This is a genomic window from Marivivens niveibacter (genome assembly GCF_002150005.2).
In the GTDB taxonomy this organism is placed as follows: Bacteria; Pseudomonadota; Alphaproteobacteria; order Rhodobacterales; family Rhodobacteraceae; genus Marivivens; species Marivivens niveibacter.
This window is the reverse complement of the sequence record NZ_MSPP01000001.1, coordinates 1,103,738-1,118,258: the sequence shown is the minus strand read 5'-3', so window position 1 is coordinate 1,118,258 and position 14,521 is coordinate 1,103,738. Positions and strand designations below refer to the sequence as shown.

Below are 14,521 nucleotides of genomic sequence, written 5' to 3'. Positions count from 1 at the left end.
ACGAAACCAAATGTCGGGCGCGGCCCGTGATGTAAATCGGGGCACGCGCCCAAGGAGAGACTGATGCTGGAAATCAAGAACCTGCATGTGAAACTGGAAGAAGAGGAAAAGCAGATCCTCAAAGGCGTTAACCTGACTGTCGAGGCAGGCAAGGTACACGCAATTATGGGCCCGAATGGTTCGGGTAAATCGACGCTGTCCTATGTTCTGTCGGGCCGCGACGGATATGAGGTCACCGACGGCGAAGCATCGCTGGACGGCGAAGACCTGCTGGATCTGGAACCAGAAGAGCGCGCAGCCGCTGGCCTGTTCCTTGCGTTCCAATACCCCGTCGAAATCCCGGGCGTTGGTAACATGACCTTCCTGCGCACCGCAGTGAACGCACAGCGTAAATCCCGCGGCGAAGAAGAACTTTCCGCTGCAGATTTCCTGAAAGTCGTTCGCGAACGTGCAAAGACCCTGAAAATCGACGCTGACATGCTTAAACGCCCTGTGAACGTTGGTTTCTCGGGCGGCGAGAAAAAGCGTAACGAAATCCTGCAGATGGCGATGCTGGAACCAAAGATGTGCATCTTGGACGAAACAGATTCCGGTCTGGACGTCGATGCGATGAAACTGGTGTCTGAAGGCGTGAACGCGCTGCGTTCCGAAGGCCGTTCGTTCCTGGTCATCACACACTACCAGCGTCTATTGGACCACATCAAACCAGACGTCGTTCATATCATGGCAAACGGCCGTATCGTGAAAACCGGCGGACCAGAGCTGGCGTTGGAAGTTGAAAACAACGGTTACGCCGACATTCTGGCGGAGGTCGAATAAGATGGCTTTGCCAAAGGTTAAAATCGATACGACCGAGGCACGCCTGAACGCCCTGTCGCTGCCTGCGGCGGCGGGCTGGACCCAAACGGCACGTCAGGACGCATTGTCCCGTGTGACTGAAATGGGCTTGCCGATCAAACGTGACGAATACTGGCGTTACACCGATCCAACCGCGCTGACTTCGGTCGAACCTGTTGCGGCGTCAGTCTATGCTTCGGAAAACGGCGATGTATTCGGGTCGACCGAATGCCTGCACGTTGTGTTCGTTGATGGCGTTTTCGATGCTGAAGCATCCGATGAATTGACGCTGGACGGCGTGACCATCGAACGTCTGGCAGACAGCCAATCGGCCGACATCCATTGGGCCAAAGACCTGTTTGGCGCGCTGGAAACCGCGGGCCAAAACCCTGTGCAGCGCCCATTGGCGACGCTGAACACGGCCTTTGCCACCGATGGTTTGATCATCCGCGCATCGGGCAAAGCCGCGAAGCCGATCCACGTATCCTACCTGCAGACCAAAACCGACAGCGATGCGATCCTGCGTCATTTGGTTCAGGTTGATGCAGGCGCCGAAGTCACTCTGTTGGAATCCGGCCCAGCGGCTGCGCGTTTCAATATCGTGACCGAAGTGTCGGTCGCTGACACCGCGTCGTTCCACCATGTCCGCGCCCAAGGCCGCGATCATGAACGCCGCGCTGCAACTGCGATCTTTGCGCGTTTAGGCACGGAATCTGCGTTCAAATCGTTCACCATGACCGCCAATGGCGTGATGACCCGTAACGAAGTGGTCATCGAACTGACTGGTGACGATTCGATCGCGCATGTTGCTGGTGTGTGCATCGGTGCGGGCCGTGATTTCCATCACGACGACACCGTGTTCATCACCCACGACGCCGAACGCTGCGAAAGCCGTCAGGTGTTCAAAAAGGTCCTGCGCGACAACGCAACGGGCGTGTTCCAAGGTAAAATCTTGGTCAAAGAAGGCGCCCAAAAAACCGACGGTTACCAGATTTCCCAAGGTCTGCTGCTGGATGACGATTCCAATTTCTTGGCGAAACCAGAGCTGGAAATCTACGCCGATGACGTGGCGTGTTCGCACGGGTCGACCTGTGGCGCGATTGATGAAACCGCGATCTACTATCTGCGTTCGCGCGGCGTCCCAAAGGCCGAAGCAACCGACCTGCTGACCTTGGCATTCTTGGCCGAGGCGCTGGACGAGATCGACGATGAAACCATCGCCGAAACCCTGCGTGATCGTCTGGCCATCTGGCTAGAGCGTCCGCAGGGATGAGCGTAACCCGTGATATGGTCCGCACGTGGCGTCAGCCTCGTGCGGTCATGGACCGTCTGTTGCGGATGGGCCAGCGCGAAGATCGTGCGCTGGCTTTCCTCATGGGCGGGTGTTTCCTGAATTTTCTGGCAACTTGGCCCTATGCTGTCCGCGTCGAAGAATTGACCGGAACCAGCGCCAAGGAACAGATCACTGGATCGCTGTTCCTATGGATTTTCATCGCGCCGCTGTTCTTTTACGGACTATCGGCGGTGATCCATCTGGTTGCGAAGGTCTTGGGCGGAAAGGGTACGTTTTACACCGCGCGCCTGTCGCTGTTTTGGACGCTATTGGCGACCACTCCGGCCGCGTTGCTATATGGCCTGTTGCGCGGGTTTAATGGGGACGACACTGGCACGATGATCGTCGGCGCACTGTGGACCATTGCATTTTTTGTCATCGGGTCGCTGACCCTGATCGAGGCCGAAAAAGGAGCCTGACATGTTCGACGTCAATGCTATTCGCGCGGACTTTCCGATCTTGTCGCGTCAGGTGAATAACAAACCACTGGTCTATTTGGATAACGGTGCTTCGGCGCAGAAACCGCAGGTGGTTATTGATGCGGTGACCAAAGCCTACGCTGAGGAATATGCCAACGTTCATCGTGGGTTACATTACCTTTCTAACCTTGCAACGGACAAATATGAATCCGTGCGCGGGGTCGTAGCAAAATTCCTGAATGCCGCGGATGAGGATGAAATCATCCTGAATTCCGGTACGACCGAAGGCATCAATATGGTCGCCTATGCGTGGGCCGCGCCGCGCCTACAGGCTGGTGATGAAATCGTTCTGTCGATCATGGAACACCACGCTAACATCGTGCCGTGGCATTTCCTGCGTGAACGTCAGGGTGTCGTGCTGAAGTGGGTCGAAACCGATGCGGATGGGAACCTAGACCCGCAAGCCGTCATCGACGCGATTGGCCCGAAAACCAAATTGGTCGCGGTCACTCAGGTTTCGAACGTGTTGGGTACGATTGTGGATGTGAAATCGATCTGCCACGCGGCCCGCGAACGCGGCGTGCCTGTGTTGGTCGATGGTAGTCAAGGCGCGGTTCACATGCCCGTCGATGTTCAGGATATGGGCGCGGATTTTTATCCCATCACAGGCCATAAACTATACGGTCCTTCGGGGTCTGGCGCGATCTACGTCCGCAAAGAACGTCAGGCCGAAATGATCCCATTCATGGGCGGCGGCGACATGATCAAAGAGGTCAGCCGCGACACCGTTATCTATAACGATCCGCCGATGAAGTTCGAAGCAGGCACCCCCGGTATCGTCCAAACGATCGGCATGGGTGTTGCGCTGGACTATCTGATGCAGATCGGCATGGACAACATCGCGCAGCATGAAACTGACCTGTGTAATTACGCCAACGAACGGCTACGCGGTCTGAATTGGCTGAATATTCAGGGTAATCCGGCCAATAAGGCGGCGATTTTCTCGCTCACTCTGAATGGCGGTGCGCACGCACATGATATTTCGACGGTGCTGGATAAAAAAGGCGTCGCCGTTCGTGCAGGCACCCATTGCGCTATGCCATTGATGGAACACATGGGCGTTGGCGCGACTTGCCGTGCGTCCTTCGCCATGTACAACACCAAAGCCGAAGTCGACGCTTTGATCGACGCTCTAGAGTTCTGCCACGAACTCTTTGGCTAACAAACGGGCAGGGCGAGTAAAAATCCTCGCCCGCCACGCTGCCTTTGGCATTGCAGCACCGCAGAGGGGCGGATATAGAACCCTTAGGCACCCGTAGCTCAGCTGGATAGAGCGCTGCCCTCCGAAGGCAGAGGCCACAGGTTCGAATCCTGTCGGGTGCGCCAACAAAAAGTGGTGTTAATCGACAGTTTGGATGTCGAAACCGCTTGGCGCTAATTTGAACCCTGAAAATTGAAAACCTGGTGATACGGTACAGCCGACGAGCGTCCAGTCTCCTGTGGTTTGTGCGGCTTGCCAATGTCCTGTGGGCACGATGAATTGAGGTGCTTGACCACCCAATAGGTCGGGGCCAAGGACGTGCTGTTGTGCTGGACCAGCGTCGGTTTCGGATATTGACAGGACCAGCGGAGAACCTGCGTAATAGTGCCAAATTTCGGTTGCATCGACGGTGTGCCAATGGCTCCGCTCGCCACGTTTTAATAAAAAATAGATGCAGGTCCCTGATGGGCGGCCCTCACCTTGGTCAATCCAAGTTTGGCGGTAATGCCCGCCTTCTGGATGAGGTGCCAAATCGAGGTAACGGATAATGTCGTCTGCTTTCATAAGCAGAGGCTACGGCGATAGGAGCACAATTCGCAAGGGTATTCTGGAGGGCAAAACAAACCAACAATATTAACGGGTTAATTGACTGCCGTAGAAAGCAGGGAACTTTTTGATGCGTTGCCGTGTTTGTATTCCAACAGATTGATTTTAGGAGACTTCAAATGACCCGCGCACTTATTCTTAGCCTTGGCCTAGCGACATCTGCGATTGCTGGCTGCACGATGGACACTGATGCACGCACAGTTGCTGGCGTTGCAGGTGGCGCCGCAGCAGGCCTAATTGCGGCCGATATTCTTGAGGCTGATGACGATTGGCGTCTGATCGCGGCCTTGGGCGGTGCTGCTGCCGGTACGATGGTTGCCCAAAATACCGCAACACAACAATGCGCTTATTCGAACGGTCAGGGCGGCTATTACACAGCGCCTTGCTAAACTTAATTTTAATCCTCCCTCTGGGCCTCGCTGGAAACAGCGGGGCCTAATTCATTTCAGGATCACCAGAGAGAATTGGCAAATAATGGAGTGCCAAAAGAAAAGGCCCCGCAAATCGCAGGGCCTTAGATTACTAAACGCAGAGCTGATTATTTCAGGATCGATTTACCTGCGTATTCCGCAGTTGCGCCCAGCAGCTCTTCGATGCGGATCAGCTGGTTGTATTTTGCCAGACGGTCCGAACGGGACAGCGAACCAGTTTTGATCTGGCCGCAGTTGGTTGCAACTGCCAGATCTGCGATGGTTGCGTCTTCGGTTTCGCCCGAACGGTGCGACATCACGTTGGTATAACGTGCGCGGTGCGCCATATCGACAGCTTTTAGCGTTTCGGTCAACGAACCGATTTGGTTCACTTTGACCAGCATCGAATTTGCAACGCCTTGGTCGATGCCGTCAGCCAGACGGGTAGGGTTGGTTACAAACAGGTCGTCGCCAACCAGCTGTACTTTGTCGCCGATTTTGTCGGTCAGCAGTTTCCAGCCTTCCCAATCGTCCTCGGACATGCCGTCTTCGATCGAGATGATCGGGTAATCCGCGCACAGAGCCGCCAGATAGTCAGCGTTTTCAGCAGACGTCAGCGACGCGCCTTCGCCCTTCATTTCGTATTTGCCGTCGACGTAGTATTCGGTCGATGCACAATCCAGTGCCAGATAGATGTCTTCGCCAGCTTTGTAGCCTGCTTTGTCGATCGCGGTCAGGATGAAATCCAGTGCTTTGCGGGTCGATTCCAGCGCAGGTGCGAAACCACCTTCGTCACCGATACCGGTGTTGTAGCCAGCTGCGGACAGTTCTTTTTTCAGAGTGTGGAATACTTCCGAACCCATGCGGATCGCTTCTTTCACGTTCGTAGCCGATACTGGCATGATCATGAATTCTTGGATGTCGATTGGGTTGTCTGCGTGTTCGCCGCCGTTGATGATGTTCATCATTGGAACTGGCAGAACGCGAGCCGATGTGCCGCCAACATAACGGAACAGTGGCTGACCAGTGTAGTCTGCAGCCGCTTTGGCAACAGCCAGCGAAACGCCCAAAATTGCGTTTGCGCCCAGACGGCCTTTGTTCGGGGTGCCGTCCAGTTCGATCATCGCGTTGTCGATTTCTACTTGCTCCAGCGCGTCGTAACCAACCAGAGCTTCGGCGATTTCACCGTTCACGGCTGCGACGGCTTCCAATACGCCTTTGCCCAAGTAACGGGATTTGTCGCCGTCACGTTTTTCTACGGCTTCGTGTGCGCCTGTCGATGCGCCCGAAGGAACAGCAGCGCGGCCCATGGTGCCGTCTTCTAGGGTGACGTCCACCTCAACGGTTGGATTGCCGCGGCTATCCAGAATTTCACGTGCGTGGATGTCGATGATGGTGCTCATTAGATGATCCTGCTTAAAAAATATCGAGATTTTCGACCGTTCTATAACCCGCCTTTTGACTATAGGGAAGCGTGACGGGACAGATATTGCCGATAGAACGTATAAATGCCCGATGTAATGATAATAAGAACGCCGATTAGCATCAGTGAATTGATCTGGTCAGCTTCGTCAAAGACCACGATGCCCACAATCAGGGCAAACACGATACGTGTGTATCGGAACGGCGCGATGACGGCCATATCGCCCAAACGAGACGCCATAATCAGCATGTAGTAGGCACCTGTTCCAATGACGGTCGCTCCGACAAGTAGGGCCCATTGAGTTGAGGTTGGCAAAATGGGTGCGGTATTTTGCGCTGCCATGACAGCAATGCCCAAGGGGACAATTGTGAAAAACCCCCATGCCGCAATTTGCAGTGAATGAATTTCGCCGTGTAGGGCACGCGTCTGCACGTCGCGGCCCGCCATGCCCAAAACGCCGACGAATGCCAGCGCGAGGTAAGGGTCAAAGTTTTCACCACCTGGTTGGATGACCATCAGAACGCCGATAAATCCGATCCCAATAGCTGTCCAACGGCGCCAGCCAACCTGTTGGCCCAGAAATATCGCGGCGCCCATGGTCACGAACAGTGGCAGGGCTTGCATCACAGCCGAAGCCGACGACAGTGCGCCGCCCGTAAATGCCAGAACATAGCAGCCCGTTCCGACAAATTCGCCAAGGTTGCGGATCATCACACCGCGATCTGTTAATTTGCGCGTGATCAACGGAATGCCTTTGTGGGCCATGAACGCCCAATAGACCATACCGCCCATCAGCCCCAAGACTGCCAACACTTGACCGGTGGGCATACCGAAATCTTTGGTCAGTTTGATGAACATATCCTCGATGGCGAAACCGGCCATGGCGAGAGACATTAGTATTGCGCCGCGCACGTTTTCCATCGGGGTCCTCCTAGGTCTTTGGGACTCGGATACTGATAATTTTGATCAAAAGAAATGGTTTTTGATCAAATGGGTAAAATAAAACGGGCGGCCCGATGGACCGCCCGTTAAAATCTACGATATGACGTCGATTAGGCGACAGTCACCAACGCGTGGCGTTTTTTGCCTGCCGACAGTTTTATAGGATCGGCAAAATCGGTAGCTGCAAACATGCGGCCCGCATCAGTGCATGTTTCATCGTTCACCTTTAGCGCGCCATCGGCGATCATACGCTTGCCGTCTTTGCCCGATTTTGCCAGACCAGAACGGACGACCAGCTGAGCCAGTGAAATGCCGTCGGCGACTTCAGCTGCGTCCAGCGCTAGGGTCGGTAGGTCATCACCTACGCCGCCTTTTTCGAACACTTCGCGCGCGGTTTGTTCGGCGGCTTTGGCGGCCTCTTCGCCGTGCAGCATGGCTGTGACTTCGTTCGCCAGAATGATCTTGGCTTCGTTGATTTCTGACCCTTCCAATGCGCCCAGACGTTCGCATTCTTCGATCGGCAGCATGGTGTATAGTTTCAGAAACTTGCCCGTGTCCGCATCGGTGGTGTTGCGCCAGAACTGCCAGAATTCATAAGGCGACAGCATTTCGCTGTTCAGCCAGATCGCGCCGCCCTGCGATTTGCCCATCTTTTTACCGTCGGAGGTCGACAGCAAAGGCGTTGTCAGGCCGAAAATCTGGTTGTCCAGCACGCGGCGGGTCAGGTCGATACCGTTGACGATATTGCCCCATTGGTCCGATCCGCCCATCTGCAACAGACATCCGTAACGGCGGTTCAGTTCCAAGAAGTCGTACGCTTGAAGGATCATGTAGTTGAATTCTAGGAACGACAGCGATTGTTCGCGGTCCAGTCGGGATTTCACCGATTCAAACGACAGCATGCGGTTGACGCTGAAGTGGCGACCGATATCGCGCAGGAATTCCAGGTAGTTCAAGCCGTCCAGCCATTCGGCGTTGTTCAGCATAACGGCTGCGTTGTCGCCTTTGCGGTAATCAAGGTAACGGTCAAACACGCGCTGCATACCGCCGATGTTCACGGCAATCGCGTGGTCATCCAGCAATGGGCGTTCGTCGCTGCGGAACGATGGATCGCCGACCTTGGTGGTGCCGCCGCCCATCAGGGTGATCGGTTTGTGGCCGGTTTTTTGGAACCACTTTAGCAACATGATGTTCAGCAGGTGACCGACGTGCAGCGATTTCGCTGTCGCGTCATAGCCGATATATGCGGTGACCATCCCGTTGGCTAAAGCTTCGTCCAAGGCCTGATAATCGGTGCAGTCGGCCAGAAAGCCACGCTGCATGATTGTCGCCATGAATTCGGATTTGGGATGGTACGTCATCGTATTGTCCTTGGTTTTCAGATGCGACACTCTATAAGCGCCGAATTGGCGGAGGGAAAGCGGATGTTGAAACTTGGGCCTATTCGGGCGCTTGGAACTATGTCGGGAACGTCATTGGATGGGGTGGACGCTGCGGTTTTGGTGACCGATGGCGAAAAAATCTATGAATTTGGTCCCAGCGACTTCCGTCCCTATACCCCAGGCGAATCCGATGTCATTCGCGCAGCTTTGGGGAAATGGGATGAAGTTGATGATGCCGCAGAGGTGGTGGAAACCGCCCACGCGCAGATATTGTCACGATTTGACCCCTGCGATCTGATTGGATTCCATGGCCAAACTGTCGCCCATGATCCGGCGGGCCGCGGTACATTACAAATCGGCGATGGCGCGATCTTGGCCGAGGTTCTGAACACGCCAGTCGCATGGGATTTCAGATCGGCGGATGTGCGATTGGGCGGGCAGGGCGCGCCGCTTGCCCCGTTTTATCATTTCGCTTTGGCAAAATACCTTGGTGCGACAGCACCTGTTATGTTCCTTAACCTAGGCGGCGTTGGCAATCTGACGTGGATTGATCCAGCCAAATCCGCACCAGAAGAAGACGGCGCTTTGGTCGCGTTTGATACAGGGCCCGCAAATGCGCCAATCAACGATTACATGCTGACCCATTTTGGTCAGGCCTATGACGACAACGGCGCGGTCGCCCGCAAAGGCAATGTCGACGACGACGTGTTGGGCAAATTTCTGTCCCACAGCTATTTCTACAAAATGCCACCCAAATCGTTAGACCGAGATGATTTTGCGGTCCTGACCGACTGGATCGCGCCGTTGGCCCCAAATGATGCCGTAGCTACATTGACGGCGTGCTGCGCCATGGCGGTGGTGCAGGGGATGGATCATTGTCCGTCAAAACCTTCGGCCGTGTATGTGACCGGTGGCGGGCGAAAGAATGCAACACTTATGGACATGCTGACGGCCGGTTTGGATTGTCCAGTTTTACCGGTCGAGGACGTTGGCCTAGATGGTGATATGTTAGAAGCTCAAGCTTTCGCTTATCTGGCTGTGCGTGTGGCGCATGGCTTGCCGACCTCTTGTCCCGCAACAACAGGTGTGCGCGCTGCAATAGGCGGGGGAACCATTAGTCGGCCCACTGGGAATTAGATCACGACTTTCAAGGGGTTGGTAACACAGTGGTGGCGGATTGTAGCCGAATGTGATGCACCCTATGCGGAAATTTGCCGATATGTGCGCACCACACATTTCTGTGAATTCACTTTCGAAAATCAATCCTATCTATGTCTCAACGACGGCCAAAACGGCTTGCTCGAAATAAGACATATGAAAGGTTCGATTATGTTTAAGAAAGTTATCCTCTCGGCTTCGGCTTTGACCGCAATCGCTGCTGCACCTGCATTTGCAGGCGGTATGGCTCCTGTTGTAGCAGAGCCTGCACCAGCACCTGTTGCTGCTGTTCCAGCACCTGTTTCGGCTGACTGGGGCGGTTTCTACGCCGGTGGTTCGCTGGGTTATGGCGAATTCACTGACGAAGCCGCTGGCGACGATGTAGACGGCGCATCCTATGGCCTGTTCGCTGGTTATAACTACGACTTCGGTGACTACATTCTGGGTGCCGAAGCTGAAATCGCTGGTTACGACATTGACGAAGTCGACTCGACCGCTGCGCTGAAGCTGCGCGCTGGTTACGATGCAGGCGCATGGATGCCATACATCACCGCAGGTGTTGAACAGACCAATCTGGCTGATGATACCGATGATACCGGTTACGTCGTAGGTCTGGGTCTGGATTACCAGATGACCGACTCTGTCCGTCTGGGTGCAGAATACCTGTCGCATCAGTACGACGATTATAACGATACCGGTTCGGATATCACTGCTGACTCGCTGGCACTGCGCGCGGCGTTCACATTCTAAGGCTTGTCCCCCACGGCAAAGGCGCCCCCATCGCCTTTGTCATCCTGCCTGCCCGCCAGAGTTCGCTCTGGCGGGTTTTTTCATGGACAAACAGGATCTGATCGGTCACGGTACAGGCATGAAGAGCCACGCAAACATCATTATTTGCATTATTACCTGCTGACATTTGTCCGCGGGCTGCTCTTTCACGTTTCATCCAGACACGTTTGTTGCTAAAGCCCGCGGGGCAATTCCGCGCGCAAAAGGGACAGCTGATGACGACGATCAAACTGCATAACACCAAGACCCGGGCGAAAGAGGTCTTTACCCCGATCGATCCGCAAAACGTGCGGATGTATGTCTGCGGCCCCACAGTTTATGATCGCGCCCATTTGGGCAACGCACGTCCCGTTCTGGTTTTTGATATTCTGTATCGCTTGCTGCGCCATGTTTATGGTGAAAGTGCAGTGACTTACGCGCGGAACTTCACCGACGTTGATGACAAAATCAACGCTCGCGCGGCGGCAACGGGTCGCCCAATTCGCGATATCACAGATGAAACCATCGGCTGGTATCACGATGACATGGATGCGCTGGGTGCCCTGCGTCCGAACCACGAACCTCGCGCAACCGAATGGATTGGCGCGATGATCACCATGATCGAAGACTTGATCGTCAAAGGTCATGCCTATGCCAAAGAAGGCCACGTTCTGTTCCGCGTTCGGTCGTACGAAAAATACGGCGCTCTGTCTGGTCGTTCAGTGGATGACATGATCGCAGGCGCACGGGTCGAGGTTGCTCCGTTCAAAGAAGATCCAATGGATTTCGTTCTGTGGAAACCGTCGGACGACGAAACCCCAGGCTGGGACAGCCCATGGGGCCGCGGCCGTCCGGGGTGGCATATCGAATGTTCGGCGATGTCCTATGAATTGTTCGGCGCATCGTTCGACATTCACGGCGGCGGCAACGATTTGCAGTTCCCACACCACGAAAACGAAATCGCGCAAAGCTGCTGCGCTCACCCTGAAGGCGACTTTGCGGGTACTTGGCTGCACAACGAAATGTTGCAGGTCGAGGGTAAAAAAATGTCCAAATCGCTGGGAAATTTTTTCACCGTTCGCGACTTGTTGGATCAGGGCATTCCGGGCGAAGTGGTCCGTCTGGTCATGCTAGGTACGCACTATGGCAAGCCAATGGATTGGACCGACAAAAAACGCGAAGAGGCAGAAGCGACTTTGCGTAGCTGGCGCAATCTAACCGCTGAAGTAGATGCGGGCGAAGTTGATGCCGAGTTGGTCGCTACCGTCGCCGATGATCTGAACACGGCAGGCGCAATTGCGCGTCTGCATGTGTTGTCCAAAGGCGATTTGCCAACCTTCCTTGCCTCTGCGCAGTTTTTGGGTTTCCTAACGGACGAGTTGGGTGAATGGGCGGCGGGCGTTGATCTGTCGGCCTATGCGGACAAACTTGCCGCTGTTCGCGCCGCTGCGATGGAAGCCAAAGACTTTAGCGCGGTTGACGCGATGAAATCTGCGCTGATGGCTGCGGGGGTTGAGGTGCGCATGTCCAAAGCGGGCGTTGAATTGCTACCGGGCGCGGGCTTTGATCCTGCAAAACTGGAGGACCTGTGATGACCAAAGAACGGCTGTATCTATACGATACCACCCTGCGCGATGGTCAGCAGACCCAAGGCGTGCAGTTTTCGACCTCTGAAAAACAGCGGATCGCGGTTGCGCTGGACGAATTGGGCATTGATTACATCGAAGGCGGCTGGCCTGGTGCGAACCCGACCGATAGCGATTTTTTCGATGCCGCGCCAAAGGTTCGCGCGACTATGACCGCATTTGGCATGACCAAACGGGCAGGGCGGTCTGCTGCGAATGACGATGTTTTGGCGGCGGTGATGAATGCGGGAACCCCCGCGGTTTGTCTGGTCGGCAAATCCCATGATTTCCATGTGACGACGGCGCTGGGGATCACTCTGGATGAAAACATCGAAAACATCCGCGCGTCGATCGAACATATCGTGGCTTCGGGTCGCGAGGCGCTGTTTGACGCCGAACATTTCTTTGACGGGTATAAATCGAACCCTGAATTTACGCTGAACGCGATCCGCGCTGCATATGATGCTGGCGCGCGGTGGATTGTGCTGTGTGATACAAACGGCGGGACGCTACCGCAGGAAGTCAAAGACATTATTGGCGCGGTCATCGCCGCGGGTATTCCGGGGTCTCATCTGGGTATTCACACCCACGACGACACGGGCCACGCGGTTGCCAATTCGCTGGCGGCCGTGGATGCAGGTGTGCGCCAAATTCAGGGCACTCTGAATGGTCTGGGTGAACGTTGTGGTAACGCGAACCTGACGACGATTATCCCGACGCTGCTGCTGAAAGAGCCCTATAAATCGGCCTATGACACGGGCATTCCTGCAGAAAAACTGGAAAGCATCCGCAAATTGTCGCGCCTGCTAGATGAAATCCTGAACCGCGTGCCTGCCAAACAGGCGCCTTATGTGGGCGCATCGGCGTTTGCGCATAAGGCAGGTTTGCACGCCAGCGCGATCCTAAAAGACCCGAGCACCTACGAACACGTTGACCCCGCGCTGGTCGGCAATAGCCGCATCATCCCGATGTCCAATCAGGCGGGCCAGTCCAACCTGCGCCGCCGTTTGGCCGACGCTGGTTTTGACGTTGATCCCAAAGATCCAGCCTTGCCGCGACTTTTGGACGAAATCAAAGAACGCGAAGCGCGAGGGTTTTCCTATGACACGGCGCAGGCGTCCTTCGAATTGCTGGCCCGCGAGGTGCTATACACGCCGCGCCCGTTCTTTGACGTTGACCGCTATCGCGTCATCACCGAACGCCGCCGCAATGCAAAGGGCGAGGTTATCTCGGTTTCCGAAGCGGTCGTTTCCGTCTGGATCGGCACGCAGCGCGTGACGTCGTTCTATGAAAACGACGGCGCAGATCAGTTCGAAGACGCCGGCCCAGTGAACGCGCTGTCCAAAGCCTTGGCCAAGGACCTGGGCCCATATCAGTCCATCATCGAAGACATGGAGCTGGTCGATTTCAAGGTCCGCATCACCAACGGCGGGACCGAGGCTGTAACCCGTGTCATCATCGATAGCGAAGATACCAGCGGCCGCCGCTGGTCGACTGTTGGTGTGTCCGCGAACATCATCGATGCGTCCTTTGATGCGCTGATTGATGCGGTAAATTGGAAATTGGTTCAGGATGGGGCAGTGGCGGTATGACCGTAAACGCATGTGCCGAACTGGTTCGTCAAGGCGACCCTGATCGTTTTCTCGCCGCGATGGCAGCAACGCCAGAACAGCGCCAGCGCCTGTTCCCGATCTATGCCTTTAACCTAGAGGTCGCAAAGGCGCCGTGGATCACCAAGGAACCGATGATCGCCCAGATGCGCCTGCAATGGTGGCAAGATATCGTGCAAGAGGTGATCGACGGCAAAGACCCGCGCGCGCACGAGGTTGCAGGCCCATTTGCGCAGGTGGTGAAAGAGGCGGCATTGCCTCCGTCCGTTATTTCGACCCTGATCAACGCGCGGTATTGGGACATCAACAACGATCTGTTCACAAACGAAGAGGACGTGATCGCCCATATCGACCGCGGCGCTGGTAGCTTGACCGTTTTGGCTGCGCTGTCGCTGGGTGCTTCGCAAGACATGGAATCCGACCTACGCGAAGCGGCGATTGCGTCGGGCATCGCGAACTGGTTTTTGGCCGTGCCTGCAATCACAGCAGCAGGGCGCAAACCTTTTGCGCATGAAACGCTGGCAGAGGTCAAAAACCTTGCCGATTACGGTCTGCGTATGTTGGATAAGCAGCGTCGCACGGATTTTGGATCGGCTGTGCCAGCGTTGCGGGCAGGTTGGCGGGCCAAGGACCTGTTGAAACAGGCGATCCGTGATCCGCAGGCCGTGCCAGTCGGGCGTTTGGGTACATCCGAATTCCGCCGCAAATCGACCCTGATGATCAAATCTGCGGCGGGCCGTTGGTGAT

14 protein-coding genes and 1 tRNA gene are annotated in these 14,521 nt (G+C 55.4%); 11 read left to right on the top strand and 4 right to left on the bottom strand.

The features are described from left to right. Positions 1 to 63: 63 nt before the first annotated feature. The 5 genes from sufC to BVC71_RS05420 all read left to right on the top strand — a co-directional run bounded on the left by sufC (position 64) and on the right by BVC71_RS05420 (position 3,975). Complete coding sequence (gene sufC, locus BVC71_RS05440; protein WP_086450556.1) at positions 64 to 819, top strand: Fe-S cluster assembly ATPase SufC; 756 nt, start codon at positions 64 to 66, stop codon at positions 817 to 819. Between the two features lies 1 nt (position 820). Then, positions 821 to 2,110, top strand: coding sequence for a Fe-S cluster assembly protein SufD (sufD, locus tag BVC71_RS05435; protein ID WP_086450555.1), 1,290 nt, complete (start codon positions 821 to 823; stop codon positions 2,108 to 2,110). Continuing rightward, entirely contained in the window at positions 2,107 to 2,589 is a 483-nt protein-coding gene (locus tag BVC71_RS05430) for a YIP1 family protein (RefSeq protein WP_086450554.1), read from the top strand. Before sufD ends, BVC71_RS05430 begins: the two co-directional genes overlap by 4 nt. 1 nt (position 2,590) lies before the next feature. Continuing rightward, entirely contained in the window at positions 2,591 to 3,811 is a 1,221-nt protein-coding gene (locus tag BVC71_RS05425) for a cysteine desulfurase (protein ID WP_086450553.1), read from the top strand. Between the two features lie 87 nt (positions 3,812 to 3,898). Further along, positions 3,899 to 3,975, top strand: a tRNA-Arg gene (locus BVC71_RS05420). Between the two features lie 13 nt (positions 3,976 to 3,988). On the opposite strand, the gene BVC71_RS05415 is transcribed toward BVC71_RS05420, so the two are convergent. Then, on the bottom strand, positions 3,989 to 4,414 hold the full coding sequence (locus tag BVC71_RS05415; protein WP_086450552.1) for a cupin domain-containing protein: 426 nt from the start codon (positions 4,412 to 4,414) through the stop codon (positions 3,989 to 3,991). Between the two features lie 161 nt (positions 4,415 to 4,575). Here BVC71_RS05415 and BVC71_RS05410 point away from each other — a divergent pair, with 161 nt between their 5' ends. Continuing rightward, a complete protein-coding gene (locus BVC71_RS05410) occupies positions 4,576 to 4,845 on the top strand; it encodes a glycine zipper 2TM domain-containing protein (RefSeq protein ID WP_086450551.1) in 270 nt (89 codons plus the stop codon). Between the two features lie 149 nt (positions 4,846 to 4,994). Here the strand turns inward: BVC71_RS05410 and eno are convergent, their stop codons facing one another. From eno to tyrS, 3 genes are all read right to left on the bottom strand, one after another. After that, complete coding sequence (eno, locus tag BVC71_RS05405) at positions 4,995 to 6,269, bottom strand: phosphopyruvate hydratase (RefSeq protein ID WP_086450550.1); 1,275 nt, start codon at positions 6,267 to 6,269, stop codon at positions 4,995 to 4,997. 59 nt (positions 6,270 to 6,328) lie between these two features. Continuing rightward, positions 6,329 to 7,210 (bottom strand): DMT family transporter, encoded by an 882-nt coding sequence (locus tag BVC71_RS05400; protein WP_086450549.1) that lies wholly within the window; start codon positions 7,208 to 7,210, stop codon positions 6,329 to 6,331. 131 nt (positions 7,211 to 7,341) lie between these two features. Then, positions 7,342 to 8,592, bottom strand: coding sequence for a tyrosine--tRNA ligase (gene tyrS, locus BVC71_RS05395; protein WP_086450710.1), 1,251 nt, complete (start codon positions 8,590 to 8,592; stop codon positions 7,342 to 7,344). Between the two features lie 63 nt (positions 8,593 to 8,655). On the opposite strand from tyrS, the gene BVC71_RS05390 reads away from it, so the two are divergent. The 5 genes from BVC71_RS05390 to BVC71_RS05370 all read left to right on the top strand — a co-directional run bounded on the left by BVC71_RS05390 (position 8,656) and on the right by BVC71_RS05370 (position 14,520). After that, a complete protein-coding gene (locus BVC71_RS05390; RefSeq protein WP_086450548.1) occupies positions 8,656 to 9,750 on the top strand; it encodes an anhydro-N-acetylmuramic acid kinase in 1,095 nt (364 codons plus the stop codon). Between the two features lie 192 nt (positions 9,751 to 9,942). Then, positions 9,943 to 10,521, top strand: a complete 579-nt coding sequence (locus BVC71_RS05385; protein ID WP_165767725.1) for an outer membrane protein — start codon at positions 9,943 to 9,945, stop codon at positions 10,519 to 10,521. A gap of 254 nt (positions 10,522 to 10,775) precedes the next feature. Further along, positions 10,776 to 12,131 carry a cysteine--tRNA ligase gene (cysS, locus tag BVC71_RS05380; RefSeq protein WP_086450546.1) on the top strand — a complete coding sequence of 452 codons (1,356 nt, stop codon included), beginning with the start codon at positions 10,776 to 10,778 and terminating at the stop codon, positions 12,129 to 12,131. Next, on the top strand, positions 12,131 to 13,756 hold the full coding sequence (cimA, locus tag BVC71_RS05375) for a citramalate synthase (RefSeq protein WP_086450545.1): 1,626 nt from the start codon (positions 12,131 to 12,133) through the stop codon (positions 13,754 to 13,756). Before cysS ends, cimA begins: the two co-directional genes overlap by 1 nt. Continuing rightward, the gene (locus BVC71_RS05370) at positions 13,753 to 14,520 is read left to right on the top strand and encodes a squalene/phytoene synthase family protein (protein ID WP_086450544.1); all 768 of its coding nucleotides are present in this window, start codon (positions 13,753 to 13,755) and stop codon (positions 14,518 to 14,520) included. The genes cimA and BVC71_RS05370 overlap by 4 nt, the downstream gene beginning before the upstream one ends. The last annotated feature ends 1 nt before the right edge of the window (position 14,521 follow it).